Raw genomic sequence first — 24,817 nt, forward strand, 5'->3', positions numbered from 1 at the left:
CGCTCCATCGTTCCTAGCCCCAAATTCTCCTGAATTGACTATATAACAAACTTACGTCATTGTAAGCAGTAGCTTTGCAATATGCCGTCATTGCGAGGAGCCACTTTGCGGCGACTCGGTAATCCAAAAAATGATCAGGAATGGATTGCTACGCCACCTAAGGTGGCTCGCAATGACGCCTTTTCGACTACTACTTCTTAAGTTGACACCTATGTACAATGATGAGAGTACTAAGTGGTTTCGCTAATAGACGTCAATATCGGGTAAACTAAACCTCCTAAAGGTTTATTGCATCTATACAAGCAAATGTGGCAATTTTTGTTATCTCACTTGCTGATGCCCCCATTCGTACTATTTGTACCGGATATTCAAAACCATTAATTATTGGTCCGATAAAAACACCTCTGGCTAATTCTTGTAATAGTTGTGTTGAGATTGCAGCTGAATGCAAACCAGGCATAATCAAGACATTAGCGGAACCTGATAACCGACAAAACTTATATGAATTACGTAAATTGGGGTTTAGAGCAACATCAGCTGACATTTCACCATCATATTCAAAATCTAGATTCATCCTATCTAGGATTCTAACAGCTTCCGTTACTCTATTTGCCTTTTCTCTCATTGGATTACCAAAAGTTGAGAAGGAAAGTAAAGCAATCTTTGGCGTCATTCCTATATTTCTTGCTATACTGGCAGTTTGCAAAGTTATTTCTACAAGATCTTGCTCACTTGGTAGTTCAGTCACGCTATTATCAGCAATAATTATATTATGTTCCTTGGTAATCATAATAGAATATCCCAATATTCTATTATTCTTTTTGGGTTCCATTACCTTCATAATATCCTCTAAACTATTATAATAGCTCTTTGTTACGCCAGTAACCATACAATCTGCATCACCGCAAGCTATCATGATAGCTGAGAATATATTTTTATCACTTTTAACAAGTCTAGCACAGTCACGGTATAAATACCCTTTACGCTGTAATTGGCTATAAAGAGTATCTATATATTTATTAAGATTTTGGTTAATAGCCGCATTCATTACGGTAATACCATCTAAATCATAATTCATACCTATTTTATTTAAAACAGCAGATATTTTATCATACCTACCCACTAGGATAGGGTGAGCATAACCAGCATCTCGCATAATAATAGCAGCCTTAATTACCTCTTCCTCCTCGCCCTCAGCAAAGACTACTCTTTTAGGCACTGATTGTTGGATTCTTTCAAATAACAGATTCATGTAATGCGAGGTAGGATTTAGTCTGCTCTCCAATTCCTTTGCATAATTCTTGAAGTCAAAATCTGTAATTCTAGCAACCCCACTATCTATAGCTGCCTTAGCTACTGCCATCGAAACAGTGGTAATTAATCTTGGGTCAAATGGCACAGGAATTATATACTCTGGACCAAAAATCATTTTTCTACCAGGATATGCTTTATAAACTTCATCGGGTACAGCTTGTCTTGCTAGCTCCGCTAAAGAAAGGGCTGCAGCTATTTTCATTTCCTGATTGATAGTAGTAGCTCTAACATCTAAAGCTCCACGAAAAATATACGGGAATCCCATAACATTATTAAGCTGATTATTGTAATCAGAGCGTCCTGTAGCAATAATCGCATCACTTCTAACTGACTGTATATCCTCTGGAGTAATTTCTGGGTCTGGGTTAGCCATCGGGAAAATAATGGGATTTTGAGCCATGCTAGCTACCATTTCTTTTGATACCGCACCTTTAGAAGATAAACCAAGGAATACATCAGCTGATTTCATAGCATCACTTATGGTACGCAAATCGGTTTCGACAGCGTATAATTCCTTCCATTCATTCATCCCTTCTTTTCGACCCTTGTAAACAACCCCCATTTTATCACATAGTATAACATTTTTTTTGTCGACACTAAGAGCAATTAGTAATTCAATACAAGCAATCGCTGCCGCCCCTGCACCACTTACTACAATTTTTAAATTATCCAATGAACGATTGGTAATATATGCCGCATTAATAAGACCTGCTGCAGCAATAATAGCCGTTCCATGCTGATCATCATGAAAAACTGGTATCTGCATACAGCTTTTTAATTTTTCCTCAATTATAAAACATTCAGGAGATTTAATATCTTCTAAATTAATACCGCCAAAACTATAACCAAGATATTTTACGGCATTAATAAACTCATCTGGATCAGTAGTATCTATTTCAAGATCAATAGAATCAATATCAGCAAATTTCTTGAATAAAACAGCTTTTCCTTCCATTACCGGTTTTGACGCAGCTGCCCCCAAATTACCAAGACCAAGAATGGCTGTGCCGTTAGTTATTACAGCAACTAAGTTACCTCTAGCCGTATATTTATAAACGTCATCTATATTCTTAGCAATTTCAAGACATGGTGCTGCTACCCCTGGCGTATAAGCCAAAGCCAAGTCCTGTTGAGTATCCAAAGGCTTAGTTGCAGCAATAGCAATTTTGCCTGGTTTCCCATTGCTATGATATTCTAAGGCTTTGAGATAATTTATTTTATTCATTTCATCCATAAATGTTACTCCTTAATTACTTCAAGTTTTCTACTATTAGATATTTATCCACATCAGAACTGACAATGAAACTATTGAAAAAAGTGTTGTGAAAGTAATAATTGATGCCATAGATTCTGGGTCTCCACCAAGCTGACGTGATAAAGCATAAGAGGTACTAGCACATGGTAAACAACTATATAGAACCCCAACTGATTTAGCAGTACCAGTAATTGACATTAATGACAATACTATTATTGTAACAATAGGAAAAGCCACTAACTTAACAAAACTAGTAAATAATACATTTTTCAGAATCGTACCACGCATAAAGAATTTAAGACCTGCTCCAACATTAAGCATACCTATAGCTAAAGCAGAATCAGATAGGGTAGATAAGGTTTTTTTTATGATAAGATGTAATTCTAAATTAGAATAATTAAAAAGGAATCCAATAATACTAGCGATAATCAAGGGATTTTGTACTATTAATTTAAGTGTCCATATAAAGCTAGTTTTAGAACTCTGAGCTACAGAACTATCAGGAACATAATGTGAGAAAATCATTACTGATATGATATTGGTAAAAATAATCATATAGGATGCAATCGCCGATACTATAGCAAGTCCTTCCTGCCCCAAAAGAGGACTACTAACGCCAAAAAAGATATAATTATTATAACGTACTGCCCCTTGAAAGGTTGAAGTAAACTGAATTTTATCAAAGTTGGTTTTTTTCTGATAAATAATTAAAGCAACAGCAATAATAGAAGAGGAGATGATTAATGCAAGTACCAGCCTTATTATAGAAGATGCATTTAAATCAGCTACGGATATACTATTGAAAAGCATGATAGGAAAAAGAAAGAAATACGATAATTTTTCTATCCCCCTCCAAAATTCTTCAGAAGTTAACCATTTCCTTTTGATAATACTACCAAGCAAAGGAATCAAAAGAATAGGTAATGTACTAGAGAAAATGTCATTCATCAGTCTACGATTATCCCAATTACCAAATGCTATGTAATTAGCAATTATTATTTATAGAGGCTATAAATTATGTGTTACGATTAAACTTTCTACCTTGGCATAATATCAGAGTTTTATTGCAAATCAAGACGTATATAAGTTAACCCGTTAAAGTTGTAGGAGGCTGTCCGTCATTGCGAGACCACGTAGTGGTCGTGGCAATCCATTACTTTTGGATTGCTTCGTCGCTACTGAAGTAGCTCCTCGCTAATAGACGATTGTGAGGTTAGGTTGCTTATTGGCTTAAGCCTTATTGCTAATAGACGTATTGTACTTTAACTTTTTTCCGTGAACGCTCACTAGGCTCTGCAAACAAAATGTTACCACACTCCCAAAGTGATTAGATGAAAATAGCCTATCTTTATTCAGTTAATGTATAGCTATCTCCAATCGTTTCTACTGTACATTCATGTTCAACCTTAGTATCAAAATGTCCCATACCTGCTAGAGCTTCAAGATCACATGTTATTGCAGGATTACAATCATCAATACTCTTCCACAACCAGCCACTTTTGAAAAACCAAGCATATTCTCCCTCCATGTCTTAAGGATTTAAATCATGTAGTACTTTGCCTTCTTTGTTTTGAAGAATCCAGTTTAAATATTCCGTATAACCTTTCCCTTCTGTAACTTTTATAGGTACAGATACACCTTCTCTTTCCAGTGCTTGTTGTTTTATATCTAAAGCAAGCTGTGCTTTTTGGATATTAGAAGTCTCATAGCCACTTTCATTCTGACCAAGAATTTTCCTAGTCTCAATGTGCTTTTTCCAAGCCTCAACTCTCTTTGTTAAAACTTCTAACGTTTCGTTACTACATTTTGTAGTATTATCTCCTATGAAAATATTTGCCTCTTGTCCTGCAGCTTTAGATGCTTTAATCAATATTGCTCTCATTTCTACAGTTGGAACATTTATCATATACTCTTTTTTTACAGTATTTAAGGTATCTATATTGTTTCCATAATGTTGTAAAGTGGTAGCAGCAATGAAGCTATGAAGCTTAGGCGAAATACTTGAATGCCAGGCTCCTTCGTATAATGTTCCCCTTGATATCCCGACATGCGAAGTAAAATGAGCGTGTTCCGATGTCACCATAGCAACTGACATTTCAATTGATTTGGGATCAATATTGTTTAGGTCTTGTTGTTTATTTGAAACAAACGCTACCCATGTATCATTTTGATCGTGGTAATCTATAATAGGTATAAAAGCAGTAATACCAATCCCTGCGTTTTTGATTCCAATATGACCACCATGATAATGTTTACGTGCTATTTCTGAGTCATTTGCGTATTTTAGCCACATTTCAGCATTTTTACCGGTAACTTTATCTAAATAAAAATGTAAACTTTCTTCTTGCAAATGATAATACTCAGATGTTATTTCTTGTTTTTCATATAAGTTTGTAAGTTGTTTTTGGATACAAGAATATTCCTCATCAATTTTACTGAAATCGAATTTACTAAGAATACGCAAAGCATGTGTATGTTTCATAGAAAAGCCATCTGTAGATTTAGCTTCATCACAAGCCTTCTTAACAAATTGATCTAACTCTTCCTGTGTTAGGTTATTAACGTTATTTTCTTTAATTTGATCATAGAATGCTTTAATTAACAGTTTCTTTTGTGAATCTTTTTCAGGTGTCTTACTAATATTTATTCCGGTTTTTATACTTAAAGCTAGAATATTATCACTCTCTATGTAGGGGAGTTCTATAAACTTTGGTTTAAATGATGAATCATCAGTAAAGGATAAAACAAAATTTTCGAATTCATTAGAATTAGTTATATGGGAACTAAACCAATTACAACTTATAGACTCAACTGCATTGAGAAGTCCGGCAAATTCTTCTTTATGGTTCAATGCATAGGCTATATCCTCAAAACTTATTTTTTCTAACATTGAGTCAGTAATGTTGATTCCACCATTTACTACTAACCCTTTCTCTGTAGTAGATGCGTCTTTTAAAGCTTCTAATATTAAGTCTTTTTTTCCATCATCGTATTTAGATTCAGTTGTTTTCATTCCCGCCATAAATTTACTCCATATCAATTTAAAATATTGTTACTAGAAAACAGAATACTAACCATTTCCCACCTATATTTAGACTTTAATCCGTTTTGTCCGGTTTGTATGATGCAGTATATACATTTAAAACTCATTGTCAAATTAAATTAAAACTATTGTGCTTATTGAATAAATATAAAAATTTGATGACTATTTTGCTGTATATTTTAGTTTGATATCTATTAAATTGAAACTATAAAATTCAATTAGGTTCTGTGAATCATACAGATCACTTATAGGTGGGTTGAACTATTTGCATCAATTTTTCTTTTGCCTCTTCTTTAGCACGTAGGTTTGCATAGGCATCTTGCTCAATGTCATCTGTAATATGACTCGCAAATACAATAATTCGATTATCTTTTTGTATCCAGCCAACAAACCACCCTTGTTGGAGAGCTAGCTTCTGCATTCTATCTTTGCTAAGCTGGGAACCATTACCTGTTTTTCCATAAAGCTTCCAGCCTCCTGGCAGATCCTCTACAAATAGGATATTTTTTGTCATTTCATGAGATTTCAAACTTACTGGTAGCTTATTATCAAGAATATTTTGTAAAAATACGACTTGCTCTTCAGGTGAAATCTCCAATGAACTAGATAGCCATGAATTTGTTAATCCATTATCCTTACCTTTATCACCTGAAACATCCTGACTTCCATAGTTAAATTTTGTAACATATTCTTGGAATTTACTCATTCCAAGTTTTTGCGTTAAAATTTGCGAATACCACACACAACTATTCTTCATCTAAAGACTGGGATTATGAGGTTGTTTCCATCGATCAAGCCAATCTATATAACCTTTTTTAAATGGTAACTCAGGGTGAGTTTCATCAATCAGTAATCCTTCGTTATATTCCATCAGACTAATGGCAATTTTGAACGTAGAGCAAGGAGCATGACGTGATTTACAATCACCTTGTTGTTTGATGATTTTATTATTTTCTTTAGCTAAAAAGCATTTTGTCTCTGCTAGTGCTGAAGTACTAAATAATAATAAAATACTTAAAAATAAAGTTATTTTTTTCATTGTTACCTTAAGATATAGATCAATTAGAAACCTTACAAAGCTTAGTGTATTCTTTATTCAATTCTCTAATCACCCAAATCCATATGATACATATTACACCAAATACTATCATTAAATATATAGAAATAGATTGGTAAGTTGCACAAGGCAAAATAATAAATATTAAAGATTGGAGAAGGGCACTTGTTGACTTTCCAAGCTTAGTACCAATTACATCGGCAGCTGCCTTACCTTTTGTCTTAAGTTCGGTATCTAGAGGAACATATGACATTTCTTTTGTAGAGTCAAATAAAATATATTTACTTGATTTACTTAGAGTATTGTTGACTATTCCCATTGTAATAGCAATCAGAGAAGGATCAGTTATCATAAAGCTAACCACTATTATAGCAGAAAACCCATCAAAGTTAGATACTAAGAAAAATAGCATGCCAGTTATAAAGACTATTATTGGCGTTATAATTGCTGCGGCAAACCAGCCCAACCTTCTTACAATATTAGAGCCGAGAAGAACAAATAAGATGGTAAATATGCCAGTGATACTTAGATAATTGCCAACAAAAGCAGCAAATTCCGTAGGTGTTTTATAAATCTTTGAAACTGACGCTTTCCAAGGTCCTTCAACTAAATTTATAGCTATACCATAACAGACAAGTAGTGTAGCAATTAGCCTAATATATCTTGAAGCAATAATCATTTTAAAACTTTCTGTAAGAGTTAGTGATCGTTTCTTGACAGAAAATTGCAATTTTTCTACTTGAGCTTTATCTAATATTTTATGATTCAGTATCCAAAAAGTTGCTAATGCTATTGAGCCAAGTACCAGTACGCAACCTAATATGATTTGTACTGAAAGTTCGGACTCTGTATGTTGTAAGTCAAATTTTTTAATTAAAAATTGATTTAAATAAGCTAAATTTTCTAAAAACTTACCTGATATATAAAGTCCCGTTTGAGCAAAAAGACCAAATAAAGGATAGAATCTTTTAGATTGTTCCACCGAGGTTATATTATTAACAAATTGCCAAAAAAGTAATGCAAATATTACGCTCGGCCATAATTCTGCTATAATATAGAACAGAGAGAAACTCCAATTAGATAAAAGTAATATAAACCATTTCAAATTCGGATAAGACTTTATTAAAATGCCAGCATGCTCACTACTCAAATGGAATGCTAGATGATTAGGGAAAATATAAAAGGCAAATAAGGCGAAAAATAGTAGAAAAATTGATAATATAAGGTAGAAGATATGTTCACCCTTCATCTTATTTACTAATTTTACATAGATTATCGATAGCAAAAATGCCGAAGGCAAAACCCCCCAAAATTTAAGGAATGATACAGTTTCGGTACCAATCATGGTATTAATCAGACTATCTTTTAAGGCTCTAATAATATTTTGTATAAATAAAATACAGAACATCAATAATGTTACATATAGAAATTTAGATAATTCCTGCCTTTCGATAGGAAAAACATATTCCGACAATCTATTTGTTAATTTTGAGGTGGGTGATGTATTGTGAGTTATAGAAAGATACGAAAAAATTTTAGAAATGACTGCCATATACGGCCCTAACCTACTTATTACTTGGCTAGGACCTTATACTAAAGTTTTTTGTCTTGTGAGTCAAGAAGAATATTTATTAATCAGCAGTTCTAATTATGGTTTTGTAAGTTCGTATAACGGTACGTAGGCATCAACTTAAGAAAAAAAGTAAAGTACAAGACGTCTATTAGTGAGAAGGTGTAAGCCAAGAAGCAATCCATCTGGTCACTTGTTTGGATTGCCGCGTCGACCTTACGGTCTCCTTGCAATGACGGAGAGGTTATATATTACCAACACTAATTGATAGGCTAGCTGAAACAAATTTTTCTAAATCTCCGTCAAGTACACCTTTAGTATCAGAAGTCTCATGATTGGTACGTAAATCCTTAACCATTTGATAAGGTTGCAATACATAAGATCTTATTTGATGTCCCCAGCCATTCTCAGTTTTTGATGCATTCTGTTCTTGAATATCCTCCGTACGTTTTTTTAACTCTAGTTCATAAAGCCTTGCTTTAAGCATTTTCATAGCCTGTGCTTTGTTCTTATGCTGTGATCTATCATTTTGGCACTGTGTTACGATATTAGTAGGTAAGTGGGTAATCCTTACGGCAGAATCAGTAGTGTTTACGTGTTGTCCCCCAGCTCCGGAAGAACGGTAAGTATCAATTCTAAGGTCTTTTTCATCTATTACAATTGCAATACTATCATCAATTTCTGGATATACCCAACTACTAGCAAAGCTAGTCATCCTTTTGCCCGCTGCATTAAAAGGCGATATCCGTACTAAACGGTGCACTCCTGATTCTGTTCGAAACCAACCATATGCTTGGTAGCCATCAATTTTAATAGTACATGATTTTATTCCTGCTTCTTCACCGTTAATAAGATGAATAACTTCGCTTTTAAAACCCTGTCTTTCCGCGAAACGCAAATACATACGCATCATAATTGATGCCCAATCATGACTCTCTGTACCGCCAGCTCCAGCATTGATTTCAAGAAAACAATTATTACTGTCAAATTCCCCAGAAAATAAGCATTCAGTCTCAAATTTTCCGGCAATAATAGATAGCTTTCTTAAATCTTCTTGAACTTGTTCTAGAACTTGCTGGTCATTTTCGGCAAACGCCAACTCCTCAAGTTCTAAACATTCCGTAAGATTAGATTGAAGTTGTTTAAACGAATTAAGCTTAGTCTCTAGAAGTCTTTTTTCTTTCAGAATATTTTGAGCCTTTTCTTGATTATCCCACAAAGTTGGATCTTCTGATATATTTTCCAGCTCTACAAGCCTTTTGGTTGCGTTATCAAAATCAAAGTGACCTCCTGAGCAGCTCTAAAGACTGTTCGATTTTTTTTACATAATGTTCAATTTCAGCACGCACTATTATTTCCTACTATAAAATGGAATTTTACTATATAAAGATAAGATAAACCGACGTCATTGCGAGATCACGTAAGTTAGGTCGTGGCAATCCACTATTTATTAAATTGGATCGTTTCGTTCGAGCTTCGCTACTTTTTGCAATGATGAGTCGGGTTAGCATTTTTCTAATTTTAACATTATATCGCATATACAATGAATAATCAAAAGTTTATCAGAAATTTTTCAATCATCGCTCATATTGATCATGGTAAGTCTACTTTAGCAGACAGGTTAATTGAATATTGTGGAGGATTGGTAGCTCGAGAAATGAGTCAGCAGGTACTTGACTCAATGGACATAGAAAAAGAGAGGGGAATTACTATCAAAGCACAGACTGTTAGATTAGTTTATAAAGCCAAAGATGGTAATACCTATTATCTAAACCTAATGGATACTCCTGGTCATGTGGATTTTTCTTATGAGGTTAGTAGGTCACTCGCTGCTTGTGAAGGCTCATTATTAGTGGTAGATAGTAGCCAGGGTGTTGAGGCACAAACTCTCGCAAATGTTTATCAAGCGATTGATAATAAGCATGAAATTGTTCCTGTACTCAATAAAATTGATCTACCAGCCGCTGATCCTGATAAAGTCAAACAACAAATAGAGGACGTAATTGGTATAGATGCAAGCGATGCATTATTGATTTCGGCAAAGAGTGGTATAGGAATAGAAGAAGTACTTGAAGCAATTGTTAATAGACTACCCTGTCCTGCAACTAATCAAACAGATATTTTAAAGGCATTATTGGTTGATAGTTGGTACGATTCTTACCTAGGAGTAGTAATTTTGGTTAGAGTTATCGATGGAACTTTACGCAAAAATATGCGTATTAGGATGATGGCTAGCAATTGTAGTTATAATGTTGAGAATGTTGGGTATTTTACTCCTAAGAAACATATATCAGATATTTTATATTCAGGAGAAATAGGGTTTTTTACTGCTTCAATCAAGCAAGTTGTCGACTGTAAAGTTGGTGACACAATAACTGATGAAAAAAGACCTTGTAAGGAGCCTTTGCCTGGTTTTAAGCCACATTTACCGGTAGTATTTTGTGGATTATATCCTTCAGACGCTTCACAATTTGAGCATCTAAAAGATTCTTTAGCTAAATTAAGGCTTAACGATGCTAGCTTTGAATTTGAAGCAGAAAGTTCAACTGCCTTAGGATTAGGATTTCGCTGCGGTTTCTTGGGGTTACTACATCTTGAAATAGTGCAAGAAAGACTGGAGCGTGAATTTGATCTTGATATGATAACTACTGCTCCTAGTGTGGTTTATAAGATTAATATGCGTGATGGACATCAATTAGAAATACATAATCCGGCTGACTTACCTGTTACTCAAAATATAGAATCAATGTTAGAGCCTTGGGTTAAGTCAACAATATTAGTGCCAGATGAGTTTTTAGGTAATGTTTTATCTTTGTGTACTGATAAAAGAGGAGTACAAATTGAATTAACTTATGTCGGTGGTAGGGCTATGGTAATTTACCGATTACCGTTAAATGAGATAGTATTTGATTTTTACGATAAGTTAAAAAGTTACACAAAAGGCTATGCTAGCTTTGATTGGGAAATGGATGGTTATGAGGAAAGTGATTTGGTAAAATTATCTATTTTGGTTAATAGCGAGCCAGTTGATGCTCTATCTACTATAGTACATCGATCACGATCAGAATATCGTGGTCGAGAATTGTGTAAACGCCTTAGCGATTTAATCCCAAGGCAATTATTTCAGATCGCTATTCAAGCTGCTATTGGTAGCAGAATAATCGCTAGAGAAACCGTTAAAGCAATGCGTAAAGATGTTTTATCTAAATGCTATGGTGGAGATATAACTCGTAAACGTAAATTATTGGAAAAGCAAAAAGCTGGCAAAAAACGTATGCGTAATATTGGTAATGTTGAAATTCCGCAATCGGCTTTTATAGCTGCTCTTAGAATAGGAGATGAGTGATGACATGGTTTGGGTAAATCTAAAGAATGAAAAAGTATTAATATTTGATGTTAAAGGATTAATGTGCTAGAATATTTTGTTGTGGATTAAGCTCAGGATAAAAAACTATATACTCAATAATCCTGCAAATGAGAACAACAAACAAGTGAAAAGCATGCTAAATATACCTAACGTGAGTGCGAACATTAACATTTCCATTGGCATTAGATAATGACACAACAAAGCTTTCTAGATTCATTAAATCACCAACAACTAGCAGCGGCTTTACATGCACATGGACCTCTTCTTGTACTTGCTGGAGCAGGGACTGGTAAAACTAAAGTATTAACAACAAGAATAGCCAACATAATTAACCAGGGTTTAGCGTCACCTAGCAATATTTTAGCAGTTACTTTTACCAATAAAGCTGCTAGAGAAATGCAAGATCGAATCAGTAAAATGATTGATTGTTATGGGTTGAACATAGGTACCTTTCATTCTATAGCAGCCAAGATTTTACGCCAACAAGCAGATCATTTGAATCTTAACTTAAACAGTAGATTTACTATTATTAGTCATGATGATCAGCTTAAATTGGTTAAAGACATAGTTAAGCAAGAAAATATAGACCCCAAAAAATATGTTCCTAAAGTATTGCATATTATTATCTCACGTTGGAAGGATCAAGGATTATTGCCGTGTAAACTTTCGGAATCTGACATTAAGTTACCGATTCATAAAGTGGCTAAATCTATCTATGACGAGTATCAGCAAAATTTATTAGCATCTAACGTGGTGGATTTTGGAGATTTGCTGCTATACAATAATGAGTTATTTATAAAAAATCCTGCAATATTAAAGCATTATCAGGAACGATATCAATATATTTTAATTGATGAATATCAAGATACCAACGCTGTCCAATATCTTTGGGCTAGGATGCTTGCGAGTAGCACAAAGAATATTTGTTGCGTTGGCGATGATGATCAATCTATATATGGTTGGCGTGGTGCGGAAATTGGTAATATATTACGTTTTGAAAAGGATTTTCCAGATGCTACAGTAATAAAATTAGAACAAAATTATAGGTCTAGTTCAGAAATTTTATCAGCGGCATCCAGTGTAATTGACAATAACAAGAATCGTCATGGTAAAACCTTGTGGACTGATAAAAATGATGGACAAAAAGTCAAAATTATATCTTGTTGGAACGATAAAGAAGAAGCAAGATTTGTTGTATCTGAAATTGACAAATTAGTTACAGAAGGTAAGTATAATGCTGGGTTAGTTGCAATATTAGTTAGAGCTGGTTTTCAAACTAGAGCATTTGAAGAAGTTCTTATTAGTAATGCATTACCATATAAAATAATCGGTGGTCTTAAGTTTTATGAACGGATGGAAATACGTGACTTACTTGCCTACATACGTATCACTTTGAATGATAGTGATAATCTGGCTCTTGAACGTATAATAAATGTTCCAAGGAGAGCTATTGGCAATACTACATTAAAACAAATAAAAGATTATGCAGTTGAATATAATATATCTATTCTTGTTGCTATTCGTCAAATGTTACAAGAAGGAGCTGTTAAAAATAAAGTTAAAGATAGTTTAAATAAGTTGATTACTAACATAGATAATTGGAATTTACGATATCAAGCTGAACCGCCACTTAATGTGACAAAGGTTTTATTAGAAGAATCAGGTTATCTGGCAATGTTACAAGAAGAAAAAACTGACGAGGCACTTGGCAGAATTGAAAACATTAATGAGATGCTTAGAGCAATTGCAGAATTTGATAATATTCAGGACTTTATCGAACATTCTAGTTTGGTAATGGAAAATGAAGCATTAGAATCAAATTTTGGCGGCTCTATTAGCATTATGACTCTACATGCTGCCAAAGGTCTTGAATTTGATTTAGTTTTTTTGCCCGGTTGGGAAGAGGGGGTTTTTCCACATCAAAGATCACTAAATGAAGATGGAGAGAAAGGTTTAGAAGAAGAGCGGAGAATTGCTTATGTTGGTATTACTAGAGCGAAGAAAGAGCTGTATATTACTTATGCCGAAAGTCGTTTTATGTTTCATGAAATAATTAGAGCATCTCCTTCTAGATTTCTTAGGGAAATACCGGATAATGTTTGCGTTAGAACTTCTTCAACCAAACAACTTAATTACCTTGGTACAAAACACAAATTTTCTTTTTAATCTTTAATATATACTCAAATAATTTGCATATATCTATTAGTGTAGTTGATTTTTATGATATATTGTTATATTAGGAAGGGTAGAAACAGAATAAATATGTTGAGTAAAATGCATAAATATAGAACGCATAATTGTAATGAATTGCGATTGAGTGATGTCGGAAAAAGAGTAAAATTATCTGGCTGGGTACATAGAAGAAGGGATCATGGTAATTTGGTATTTATTGATCTTAGGGATCATTTTGGTATCAGCCAATTAGTATTTACTGATCAAGACCCAAGTTTAATGGATGCTGCTAGTCGGTTAAGGTATGAATCGGTTATAACTATTGTTGGTGAAGTAGTAGCAAGGCTTGATGACACAATAAATGATTCATTAACGACCGGTAAAATTGAAATATTGGTAAGTGAGTTTATAATTGAGTCTAATGCCGAAGCTTTACCATTATTGGTGAATTCTGAACAAATTTCTCCCGAAGAAACTAGGCTAAAATATCGTTTCCTAGATCTTAGGCGTGAAAAGTTGCATAATAACATTATGCTAAGATCGCAAATTATTGCTCATCTACGTCAGATTATGACGCAGGGTGGTTTTACTGAATTTCAAACACCAATCTTAACTGCCAGTTCACCAGAAGGGGCTAGGGACTTCTTAGTACCCAGCCGATTACACCCTGGGAAATTTTATGCTTTACCGCAAGCTCCTCAGCAATTCAAACAATTGCTTATGGTATCAGGATTTGATCGTTATTTTCAGATAGCTCCTTGTTTTAGAGATGAGGATGCAAGAGCTGATAGATCGCCAGGTGAATTTTATCAATTGGATATAGAAATGTCTTTTGTTACGCAGGAAGATATATTTAATACTATTGAACCGGTGATGTATGAAATATTTAGCAAATTTTCTGATAAGACAGTATCAAATACCCCTTTTGTCCAAATTCCATATGAAGAAGCAATGTTAAAATATGGTACTGATAAGCCAGACCTTAGAAATCCGCTAATCATTGCCGATGTTACCGAATTATTTAGAGAGTCTAATTTTACTATCTTTAAAGAAAATATAAAAAATGGCTATGTTGTAAGAGCGGTACCAGCTCCTAAAACTTCTACTTTACCGAGAAGCTTCTTTGACAAAATGGCAGAATTTGCAATTTCCGAGGGGGCAAGTGGGCTTGGTTACATCCAGTTTCTAGAAGATGGACAAGTTAAAGGACCTATTGTTAAATTTTTAACAGAGGAGCAACTATTAAATTTAAAGTCTTTAGCAAATCTACAAAATGGTGACACTGTCTTCTTTACCTGTGATAAAGTTGATAAAGCCTCTAAACTTGCTGGTAAGATTCGAACTAAATTAGGCGAGGATTTAGCTTTACTTAAAAAAGATTGTTTTGAGTTTTGTTGGATAATAGATTTCCCATTTTATGAATTAAATGAGCAAACTAAAAAAATAGATTTTAGCCATAATCCATTTTCTATGCCCCAAGGTGGTATGGAGATATTAGAATCAGCTAAAACAATAGATGATCTACTTGCTATTAAAGCATATCAATATGATATTGTTTGTAATGGTATTGAATTATCTAGTGGAGCAATTAGAAATCATAAACCGGAAATAATGTATAAAGCTTTTGAGATTGCTGGATACCCTCCAGAAATTGTTGATAAAAGATTTGGCGGAATGATCAGAGCGTTTAAATTTGGTGCTCCGCCACATGGTGGAATAGCCCCTGGCATAGATAGAATCGTTATGTTATTAACCGATTCAACCAATATTAGAGAGGTGATAGCTTTTCCACTAAATCAACAGGCGGAAGATTTATTGATGAATGCTCCTGATTATATTGATGAAAAAGCTTTAAAAGAGCTTAATATTAACTTATCTCCTTCAGTCAGAAATAAATTGCTAGCTGAAGGAGCTTAAATAAGATGAAAAGTGAAAGAAAAAACAAAAAATAAAATTATAGGAGCATTCCTAGGAACAATCGTTGAATATTACGACTATAGTTTATACGGTTTTTCTGCTGGAATTATTGCTGTTAAATTTTTTCCAAATACTGATTATATAACTAGTCTAATAAATGCTTTTGCTGTTTATGCGATGGCATATCTCTCAAAACCTATTGGTTCGCTAATTTTTGGACGTATAGGGGATATTTATGGGCGTAAGACGGCGTTAACTATTACTATAATAGGAATTGTGATACCTACTATGATTATAGGATGTTTGCCAGACTACTCGTCTATTGGGGTTTGGAGTACGGTAATTCTGGTTTTGTGTCGTATTATGCAAGGTATTTTTGTAGCTGGAGAATATGACGGAGCAGCTATTTATGTTATCGAACATTTAGGGGAGAAATATCGATATACCGCTTCGGCGATAACTCGTTGTACTGGAGTTTTAGGCTTATTACTAGGAATTGGGGCAAGCAATTTTTTTAGTTCCCATATTTTTCCAGATTGGGGTTGGCGTATTCCTTTCTTAATTAGTTTACCTTTAGCTTTAGTTACTCTATATTTCCGTCGTAAATTAGATGAAACACCGGAATTTAAGAAAAATCAAGCAAATGGAATAAGGGTTCAAAGCCTAGCTGCTTTAGTTAGCAAACAGTGGCGAATCATTTTGATGGTAGTATTTCTTGCTGGTGGATTTGGAGTGGCACATCAACTACCTATTACCTTTATGAAACAATATTTGCCTATGATTCTACCACAAACTAGTTTCATTATGAGTGTTTTTTCAGTTCTGATAACTGTGTGTTTTGCAATTGCTATGCCTATTTCTGGCTTATTTGCTGATCGATTTAATCAAATGATAGTGTTTAAGATCAGTCTATTTGGTACACTTGTAGCTAGTTTATTATTTATTATTTCGGTTAATTATCAAATGGTTAATTTGGCTTTAGGTTCTTGTTTAATGCTTGCATGTTTTGTTGCCCCTTTCAATGCTCTTGCCCATGGTACTATGATAAAAGCTTTTGCTGTTAATGATCGCTACCGGGCAATAAGTCTTGGTCATACTATGGGGGCAATGTTGATGTCTGGCAGTGCAAATTATGTATGTCTAGTATTAATGAGATATCTAAACTTTAAATTATTCCCCATCATATATCTTATTTTCTTTGTGATATTAGCCTATTTGATGGTAAGGCGTTTTGAGAAAGATTATAAAAGAAAAATCAAGTTGACTGGTATTAGTTTGTAACTATGCATATTCAAGTAATTTGTGAGCGTTCACGGAAAAAAGTTAAAGTACAAGACGTCATTGCGAGGAGCCGCTTTGCGGTGACGCGACTTATCTTCGAGATAGAAAAGTGCTAAGAATGTGAGGGTAAAGAGGTTTATAGGGATTTTGTTATAGGATTTGTAGTCATGTAAAAGATATATTTTAAGAAAAAATGGTTCTATAGCCCGAAAACTTGAATTTGATAGGAATAACAGAATTGAAAAACTGATTACAAAGGTAGAAGAGCGTAATATATCTGTATCAACCCATAAGCGAGCAAAACAAAAAATTGGTTTAAATAATATTCAAAAAATTGCTAAAGAATGACGAATAGATAAATTTATCAACCTAAAATTAGACAGTAACCAAATAGTAGTTGAAATTGACCAGGATAAGAAGAAAGAATGGTTTGTCTTTGATGGTTGTTATGCGATTGAGGAAGCGATAAGAGACTTGGATAAAGTATGTTTTTTATATTACAATATAAAAGGTTGTGTCGTTGCAAGATTACCAAAATTAACACAGTCTCAGCAAGATTTGTTCAATTTATTTGATTTCAAAATGCCCCAAATGACAAAATCTGCAAATGATAACATGTAGTCAGTAAAGAAAATTTAATTTTTTAGACATTGTGCCGCATACTAATCCCGTCTCGTAGCATAATTTTTACTCCTCTCCATCTGGAAGATAAGTCGCGTGAACATAATCTAAATAATAAGTTGAAAACTATTAGACATGTTTCAAATATAATATATATTCATTTTTAAATTCAAAAGTGTGTTTGCATGAATTTGTTTATTGCTATTATAATTATGGAAATTTTGGTTGGGGCTGAGGTAGATTTATTTGTCCCTAGTTTTCCAGATTTACAAGATACCTTTAATATTTCTACTTTTAAGGTCGAATTTTTACTAGGAATAAATCTTATAGCCCATTGTTTCACAGCTCTAATTGTTGGAAATTTAGGAGATAGGTTTGGTAGAAGAGTAATTATTCTTATAGGTCTTGTAATATTTGTGATTGGCAGTGTATTTTGTCTGTTTGCCATCGATTATTATATGATATTATTTGGTAGATTCCTGCAAGGGGCTGGTATATCTGGAGTAGCAGTGCTTTGCTATCTAGTACTTGCTGATATATATTCGGTCGAACAACAACAACGAATGGTGGGTACTTTAAATGGTACTATTAGCTTAGCTATGGCTTTTGCCCCGTTAGTAGGAAGTTATGTAAATTTTTTGCTTAGTTGGCGAGGGAATTTTGCTATACTGTTAATATTGGGAGTCTTGTGTTTGATAATCGGCATATTATTTATTCCCAAAGGGCAGGCAAATGATAATGTAAAAATATCCCTAAGAGAATATAGCGTAGTCTTTAAGTCTAAAAAAGCTATCTATTATCTAATAACTCTGATTTTTTTATTTCAAAGTTATTGGGTGTTTATTGGTATTGCCCCTATCTTGTATATGCGAGATTTAGGGGTACCTATTCAACAATTTGGTCTATATCAAGGAGCATTGGCAGCAATATTTTCAGCTTTTAGTTTTAGCAATGGCTATTTATTAAACAAGTTTGGACAGAAAAAATGTTTTTTCTTTAGTATTGCAGCACTGGTAGCTTTTATAATTGCTGCTATAATTTTGATTATACTTAAAACTAATGATCCATTAACAATAACAATAGTAGTACAATTAGTGGCAATTGGTAGCATATTTCCTTGTAATATATTATTACCTCTTGCATTAGATAGCATACCAAATGCTAAAGCCAGGTTTAGTGCTATATTTACCTCAGGAAGATTGATTATTACAGCAACATGTTTGCAATTGGCTAGCTATTTTTATCAGGGTAATTTTACATCATTAGCAATTGTTATGTGTATCACTATAGTCATAGCATTGATTTTCTGTTATAAACTATTGCAAGAAGATAAGATTTTTAATGAATCTGAATTATAATAATGATAAAAAATAATTTTATTCTAAAAGTAGCAGCCCGATATTTTAGAGCCAAGAAGAATGAGAAATTTGTTTCTATTATTTCTGGTTTTTCTTTGATCGGTGTAACCATTGGCGTTGCCGCATTGATCGTGGTCATGTCCGTTATGAACGGTTTTCATTATGAATTAACTAAAAACATTATTGGGCTTAATGGTGACATTAGCATAACCCCATTATCACGTTTTATAGCAAATTATGATGAAATTAACAAAAAGTTACTTAGTAAAAATTATATAAAACATATTTCTCCAAGCGTTGTGGGTCAAGCTCTAGCCCTAGGTAACAGAGCAAATAGTGGTGCGGTAATTAAAGGTATAGATTTAAGTGAACTAAAATATAAAAATCAGATTTTACAAAATGTTAATACCGGAGATTTTGCTGATTTTTCTGGTAAAGATGTGGTGGCAATTGGTAATGAACTTGCTTATAACCTAGGAATTCAAGCAGGAGACAAAATAAAATTAATTTCTCCTAATTCAATTTCTACTGCCTTTGGTAGTATGCCTAGATCTAAAGAGTTCATGGTTGTGGCTACTTTCACTAGCGGTGCATATGATTATGATGCGGCAACTATTTTAATGCCGCTTATTGCCGCACAAAATTTCTTGTCTTTTGGTGAAGTTATTAATCTAATCGAGGTAATAACAATAGAACCGAGTAACGCGGGAATTTATGCTTGGGAGATACAAAATATTTTAGGCTCAAAATTACGAGTGATAAGTTGGCAAAAATCGCATCTACAGTTTCTAAATGCTTTAGCTGTTGAAAGAGTAGCAATGTTTACTATTCTTTCCTTAATTATTATGGTAGCAGCCTTTAACATCGTTTCTAGTTTGTTTATGTTGGTTAAAGACAAAACCTCAGATATTGCAGTGCTGCGTACTATTGGTGCAAGTACTCGGCAGATTATGCTTATTTTTATTTGTAACGGCATGTTTATCGGTGTACCAGGTACTGTTTTAGGTATAATATTGGGTACAAGCTTTGCTTATAATATTCAGTCTATTAAAAATATTTTGGAAAAAATAACTGGTACTAAAATTTTTGAAGCAGCAATTTATTATTTATATAGTCTACCATCGAAGGTAAAAATAGAAGATATAACATTAGTGGCAAGTATTTCTATAGTTTTATGTTTTTGTGCAACAATTTATCCGGCATATAAAGCTGCTAAATTGAATCCTGTGGATGCCCTTCGTTATGAATAAAGCTGTATTAACATTAAAAAATATTTCTAAAAAATATCAGCAGGGAAAATCTATTGTTGAAGTATTAAGTAATGTTAACTTAACTGTAATGCAAGGAGAATTAGTTGCCATAATAGGTTCTTCTGGTAGTGGTAAGTCAACTTTACTGCATATAGCTGGTTTACTTGATACCCCGAATAGTGGTGTGGTAGAAATAAATTCAATAAATTATTCCCAGAATTATGATCATATAATAAGATTGCATAATATAGGTTTTATCTATCAACGACATCATTTACTCAAAGATTTTACTGCCTTAGAGAATGTAGCAATGCCAAAATTGATTGCTGGTAATAATCGTAAATCCGCTTTCAGGGAAGCAGAAGAGTTGCTAGTAGAGTTAGGGCTGGCTAATAAAATACATAACATGCCGGGTGAGTTATCTGGTGGCGAACAACAAAGAGTAGCTATTGCCCGTAGTTTAATTAATAATCCTCAAATTATTTTAGCTGATGAACCTACCGGTAATCTAGATCCTAATACAGCTAATGAGGTTTTTAACTTATTACTCAAAACTGTTAATCAAAAGAATACTTCTATTATTGTGGTAACTCATAATCATGAAATGGCAAGTAAAATGCATAGAGTGTATCAATTAAAATATGGTGAATTGCTATAGCTAACCTGATAAGTATTTATCTATAGCAAACTGGTGTCTATTAGCTAATAACACTTAACTTTTTTCTAGTTCTAAAAGTTTCTTCTTGAGATCAAGCCCCCCAGCGTAGCCAGTTAGTTTGCCATCAGTACCTATAATTCTATGACATGGCACTATGATTGACAGAGCATTACGTGCTACAGCATTTGCTACTGCACGTACAGCTTTAGGAGCAAATATTAAATCCGCAATATTCTTGTAGCTTATCACTCTACCATAATGGATAGTAGAGATGGTGGACCATACCTTTTCTTGGAAATTAGTTCCAGTGAAACGGTAAGCTATGGTAAATTCCTTTCTAGCACCATTTATGTATTCTATTAATTCTTGGTAAATTTGCTCAAATATGCTAGAATTTTGCTGCTCATGATAATCACTGCTTAAAATTGGCATGTGTCTCTGCCCAACAAAATATAAACCTGTTAAGAAGTTGCCATCCGCTATCAATAACATCCTCAAATGATTTGAAGATGTTAGAGTAATTGGTAAATCTATATATCTATATATTTTGGTCATTTGTACTAAATATCTCCTGAAATCTTGGAAATATAGCTTCTGGCTGACTAATGATGCTGCCTGGAGTTAAACTAAACTCCTTGGTTAAATGTTTAAACATTCTCTGGTCCTCTGGCACAGCAAGCTGATCAAGCATTTTACTAGCTGAATCAGGGATAAATGGTTGTAACATTACAGCAATATATCTTAGTGTTTCAAGTAGCGTATATAACACCTCTGCCATCTTTATAGGATCAGTTTTTTTTAACTGCCAAGGGGCTTCTCGATCTATGTAAATATTTGCTTCTTCAGTTAAAGTAATAATATTTTCTAACACCGAGTTCATATCAAATCTATCCATAAATATTAAATTTTCTGATATAATTTGTTGTGACGTTTTAATTAAAAATGATTCATAAATGCTATTGATAGATTCTTGGCTAATTAACGGAATTTTTGCATCATTATTCTTATAAACAAAGGCTAGAGTTCTTTGCAACAAATTACCAATTTTATTAGATAACTCACTATTGGTTCTATTAACAAAACCACTTCGAGAATAACTTCCATCTGAGCCAAATATTATCTCTCTCATCAAATAATATCTAACTGGGTCTAAACCAAATTCTTTTATTAACTGCAGTGGGTCAATTACATTTCCTATAGATTTCGATATTTTTTGTCCCTCATTAAGCCACCATCCATGTGCCATAATACATTTTGGCAGCGGCAATCCTGCTGCCATCAAAAATGCTGGCCAGTATACTGCATGAAAACGCAATATATCTTTACCAACCACATGCACATCAGCTGGCCAAAATTTATTATATTGGCTTGTATCATTTGGGTATCCTAAAGCTGAAATATAGTTTGTTAACGCATCAAGCCATACATATATTATATGCTGTTTATCATTTGGCACTTTAATCCCCCAGTTAAAGCTAGAACGCGATATAGAAAAATCAAGCAGCCCTGATTTCACAAAGCTAATAACCTCGTTACGCCTGGTATTTGGTCTGATGAAATCAGGATTGGCATCGTAAAAATCCAATAATTTATCTTGCCATTTTGATAAAGAAAAAAAGTAACTTGGTTCTTCAAGCCATTCAACAGGAGCTTGAGTTGGAGCTAATCCGTCGGCTGTTAATTCTGATTCATTATAAAATGTTTCGTCACGTACAGAATACCAACCTTTATAGCTACCTAGGTAAATATCACCATTATCAAGTAATGTCTGCCACAAACTACTTACCGCTTGCTTATGCCTAGCTTCTGTGGTTCTAATAAAATCATTATTAGAAATGTTCATTGAATGCATTAATGTCCGAAAAGTTTCAGACAACGTATCAGTAAATATTTGCGGCTCAACATTTTTGGCAATAGCCGATTTTTCTACCTTCTGACCATGTTCATCAGTACCTGTTAAAAACATCACATCTTTACCTGATAAACGCATAAATCTTGCTATTACATCAGATGCAACACTTGTATAAGCATGCCCTATGTGAGGTATATCATTGACATAATAAATCGGTGTAGTAATGTAATATGTATTTTTCATAATGGTCAATTTATAATAACATAAATTTGTTATAATTAATTATCCAAAATTTGGATAATTGCAATTAACCCGATTAACATTACTTTCAATTCACAACGTCATTGCGAGGAGCTACTTTAGTAGCGACGAAGCAATCCATTTTGGTTACTTTTGTGGATTGCTTCGTCTATCTAAGGTCTTTCTCGCAATGACGCTGTGAATTGAAAGTAATGTTAGTCGAGTTAGTTATATATGTAAAAAAATCAAGTTTTATTATAGTGATTTTTGCTAAACTAGTATACTATAAAAATAGCTAAAACAATTTTTGAATTAGGGAATAATTATATGAAACATTATACATTGTTAGAACAAGAATTAGAGCAAATCTCTCAAATTAATAACGTGATTAGTATACTTTATTGGGATATCGCAGTAAACATTTCGCAAGGATCGATTGATAGTAGAACAAACGAAATATCACTATTATCTTCCATAGCACATTCTAGATTAAAATCACCAAAACTTGGTGAATTAATACAGACTGTTTCTGAAAACCAAAATATGCTAGATATTTGGCAATTAGCAAATTTACGAGAAACAAAAAGACGGATCGTAGAATCTAACTGTATAGATGATGATTTAAGAAAAAAATATGTTACTGCTAGTGCAAAATGTGAGTTAATCTGGCGAAATGCTAAAAAGAATAATGATTATCTATCACTTAAACCTTATCTACAAACAGTATTAGATTGTATACGGGAAATGGCTAAATCTAAAGCCAAAACCCTAAATTGTACTGAATATGATGCTTTACTTGACACATATGACCCTGAGCGTAAACTAGATGAAATTAAAGTAGTTTTTAATAATATTAAAAAAACCATACCGCAGTTAATTAGTCAGGTAGTAGAAAAACAAAGCAAAGAACATGTCCTACCTATAGTTGACACTATTAATAAAGAACAACAAAAACTAATTGCCAAAAGGCTTATGGCAATAATGGGGTTTGATTGCACTAAAGGTAGATTAGATGAATCGGCTCATCCATTTTGTCAAGGCACTCCTGATGATATTAGATTAACTAATAGGTATGATGAACGTAATTTTATTTCAGGGATCATGGGAATTATACATGAAACAGGTCATGCTTTATATGAACAGAACTTGCCTAGCAAATATAAAAACCAACCTGTAGGCAAGGCTAAGGGTATGGCTGTCCATGAAAGTCAGTCTCTATTTATGGAAATGCAAGTAGGTAGATCACGAGAATTCTGTGAATTTTTATCAATGCTACTTAAGGACGAATTCGGATTTAAAGGACAAGAATATTCTGGGGAAAATCTTTACAAATTAATGACTAGAGTCTCCCCTAGTTTTATTAGAGTAGAAGCAGATGAAGTTACTTACCCAATACATGTAATAGTTAGGCTTGAATTAGAAGAATTATTAATTAGCGGAGAGCTAACTTTGGATGATTTGCCACATTATTGGAATAATAAGATGCAAGAATATTTAGGAATTACTCCACAAACAGATACAGATGGATGCTTACAAGATATACATTGGCCAATGGGCAGCTTTGGTTATTTCCCATCTTATACTAACGGAGCAATTATTGCTTCAATGCTGATGAAAAAAGCACAAGAAGTGAATCATAACATAAAAAAAGAAATCACCAGAGGAGAATTCAAAGGTATAAACCAATTCTTGAATAATAATCTTAGAAACTATGGCTCATTAAAAAGTACTAGTGAATTAATTAAAGACGCTACGGGTGAAGATCGAATTAAATCGGAAATATTTTTAAACTATCTCAAACAAAAATATTTATATTAATGCATCTAGATTGACTTATGCAGGAAGTCTAATTTACTGGGTTA

The 24,817-nt window shown here is 33.5% G+C and carries 16 protein-coding genes and 1 pseudogene; 8 read left to right on the plus strand and 9 right to left on the minus strand.

The window, feature by feature from the left end:
- Positions 1-277: 277 nt before the first annotated feature.
- The 7 genes and pseudogenes from ACFELY_RS03525 to prfB form a co-directional block, all read right to left on the minus strand.
- A complete protein-coding gene (locus tag ACFELY_RS03525; RefSeq protein ID WP_375333651.1) occupies positions 278-2,548 on the minus strand; it encodes an NADP-dependent malic enzyme in 2,271 nt (756 codons plus the stop codon).
- A gap of 36 nt (positions 2,549-2,584) precedes the next feature.
- The gene (locus ACFELY_RS03530; protein WP_094648722.1) at positions 2,585-3,517 is read right to left on the minus strand and encodes an AEC family transporter; all 933 of its coding nucleotides are present in this window, start codon (positions 3,515-3,517) and stop codon (positions 2,585-2,587) included.
- Between the two features lie 400 nt (positions 3,518-3,917).
- Positions 3,918-4,097 (minus strand): hypothetical protein, encoded by a 180-nt coding sequence (locus tag ACFELY_RS03535; protein ID WP_375333652.1) that lies wholly within the window; start codon positions 4,095-4,097, stop codon positions 3,918-3,920.
- Between the two features lie 3 nt (positions 4,098-4,100).
- Entirely contained in the window at positions 4,101-5,591 is a 1,491-nt protein-coding gene (locus tag ACFELY_RS03540) for a hypothetical protein (RefSeq protein WP_375333653.1), read from the minus strand.
- 262 nt (positions 5,592-5,853) lie between these two features.
- Positions 5,854-6,651: pseudogene (gene blaOXA / locus ACFELY_RS03545) on the minus strand (class D beta-lactamase).
- A 19-nt stretch (positions 6,652-6,670) separates the two neighbouring features.
- Positions 6,671-8,185 (minus strand): Npt1/Npt2 family nucleotide transporter, encoded by a 1,515-nt coding sequence (locus tag ACFELY_RS03550; RefSeq protein ID WP_341759906.1) that lies wholly within the window; start codon positions 8,183-8,185, stop codon positions 6,671-6,673.
- 298 nt (positions 8,186-8,483) lie between these two features.
- Positions 8,484-9,588, minus strand: a protein-coding gene (gene prfB, locus ACFELY_RS03555) for a peptide chain release factor 2 (RefSeq protein ID WP_375333654.1) whose coding sequence is annotated in 2 segments (ribosomal slippage) — positions 8,484-9,518 and positions 9,520-9,588 — 1,104 coding nt in all. Because the reading frame shifts where the segments join, the coding sequence is not laid out codon by codon here.
- Between the two features lie 194 nt (positions 9,589-9,782).
- On the opposite strand from prfB, the gene lepA reads away from it, so the two are divergent.
- The 7 genes from lepA to ACFELY_RS03590 all read left to right on the plus strand — a co-directional run bounded on the left by lepA (position 9,783) and on the right by ACFELY_RS03590 (position 20,863).
- Positions 9,783-11,585, plus strand: a complete 1,803-nt coding sequence (gene lepA, locus ACFELY_RS03560; protein WP_375330058.1) for a translation elongation factor 4 — start codon at positions 9,783-9,785, stop codon at positions 11,583-11,585.
- A gap of 210 nt (positions 11,586-11,795) precedes the next feature.
- Positions 11,796-13,772 carry a UvrD-helicase domain-containing protein gene (locus ACFELY_RS03565; protein ID WP_375333655.1) on the plus strand — a complete coding sequence of 659 codons (1,977 nt, stop codon included), beginning with the start codon at positions 11,796-11,798 and terminating at the stop codon, positions 13,770-13,772.
- Positions 13,773-13,880: 108 nt separating this feature from the next.
- Positions 13,881-15,695, plus strand: coding sequence for an aspartate--tRNA ligase (gene aspS, locus ACFELY_RS03570; protein WP_375333656.1), 1,815 nt, complete (start codon positions 13,881-13,883; stop codon positions 15,693-15,695).
- A gap of 12 nt (positions 15,696-15,707) precedes the next feature.
- Complete coding sequence (locus ACFELY_RS03575; protein ID WP_375333657.1) at positions 15,708-16,976, plus strand: MFS transporter; 1,269 nt, start codon at positions 15,708-15,710, stop codon at positions 16,974-16,976.
- Between the two features lie 806 nt (positions 16,977-17,782).
- Positions 17,783-18,955, plus strand: coding sequence for an MFS transporter (locus ACFELY_RS03580; RefSeq protein WP_375333658.1), 1,173 nt, complete (start codon positions 17,783-17,785; stop codon positions 18,953-18,955).
- Between the two features lie 2 nt (positions 18,956-18,957).
- Complete coding sequence (locus ACFELY_RS03585; RefSeq protein ID WP_375333659.1) at positions 18,958-20,205, plus strand: lipoprotein-releasing ABC transporter permease subunit; 1,248 nt, start codon at positions 18,958-18,960, stop codon at positions 20,203-20,205.
- Positions 20,198-20,863, plus strand: coding sequence for an ABC transporter ATP-binding protein (locus tag ACFELY_RS03590; protein ID WP_375333660.1), 666 nt, complete (start codon positions 20,198-20,200; stop codon positions 20,861-20,863). Before ACFELY_RS03585 ends, ACFELY_RS03590 begins: the two co-directional genes overlap by 8 nt.
- Before the next feature lie 54 nt (positions 20,864-20,917).
- Here the strand turns inward: ACFELY_RS03590 and ACFELY_RS03595 are convergent, their stop codons facing one another.
- Together ACFELY_RS03595 and metG are read right to left on the minus strand one after the other, a co-directional pair.
- Positions 20,918-21,418, minus strand: coding sequence for a methylated-DNA--[protein]-cysteine S-methyltransferase (locus ACFELY_RS03595; protein ID WP_341759513.1), 501 nt, complete (start codon positions 21,416-21,418; stop codon positions 20,918-20,920).
- A complete protein-coding gene (gene metG / locus ACFELY_RS03600; protein ID WP_375333661.1) occupies positions 21,402-22,958 on the minus strand; it encodes a methionine--tRNA ligase in 1,557 nt (518 codons plus the stop codon). The genes ACFELY_RS03595 and metG overlap by 17 nt, the downstream gene beginning before the upstream one ends.
- A gap of 324 nt (positions 22,959-23,282) precedes the next feature.
- Between metG and ACFELY_RS03605 the strand changes: the two genes are divergently transcribed.
- On the plus strand, positions 23,283-24,773 hold the full coding sequence (locus ACFELY_RS03605) for a carboxypeptidase M32 (RefSeq protein ID WP_375333662.1): 1,491 nt from the start codon (positions 23,283-23,285) through the stop codon (positions 24,771-24,773).
- Positions 24,774-24,817: the final 44 nt, after the last annotated feature.

It is taken from the genome of Candidatus Tisiphia endosymbiont of Xenochironomus xenolabis (assembly GCF_964264705.1).
GTDB lineage: Bacteria > Pseudomonadota > Alphaproteobacteria > Rickettsiales > Rickettsiaceae > Tisiphia.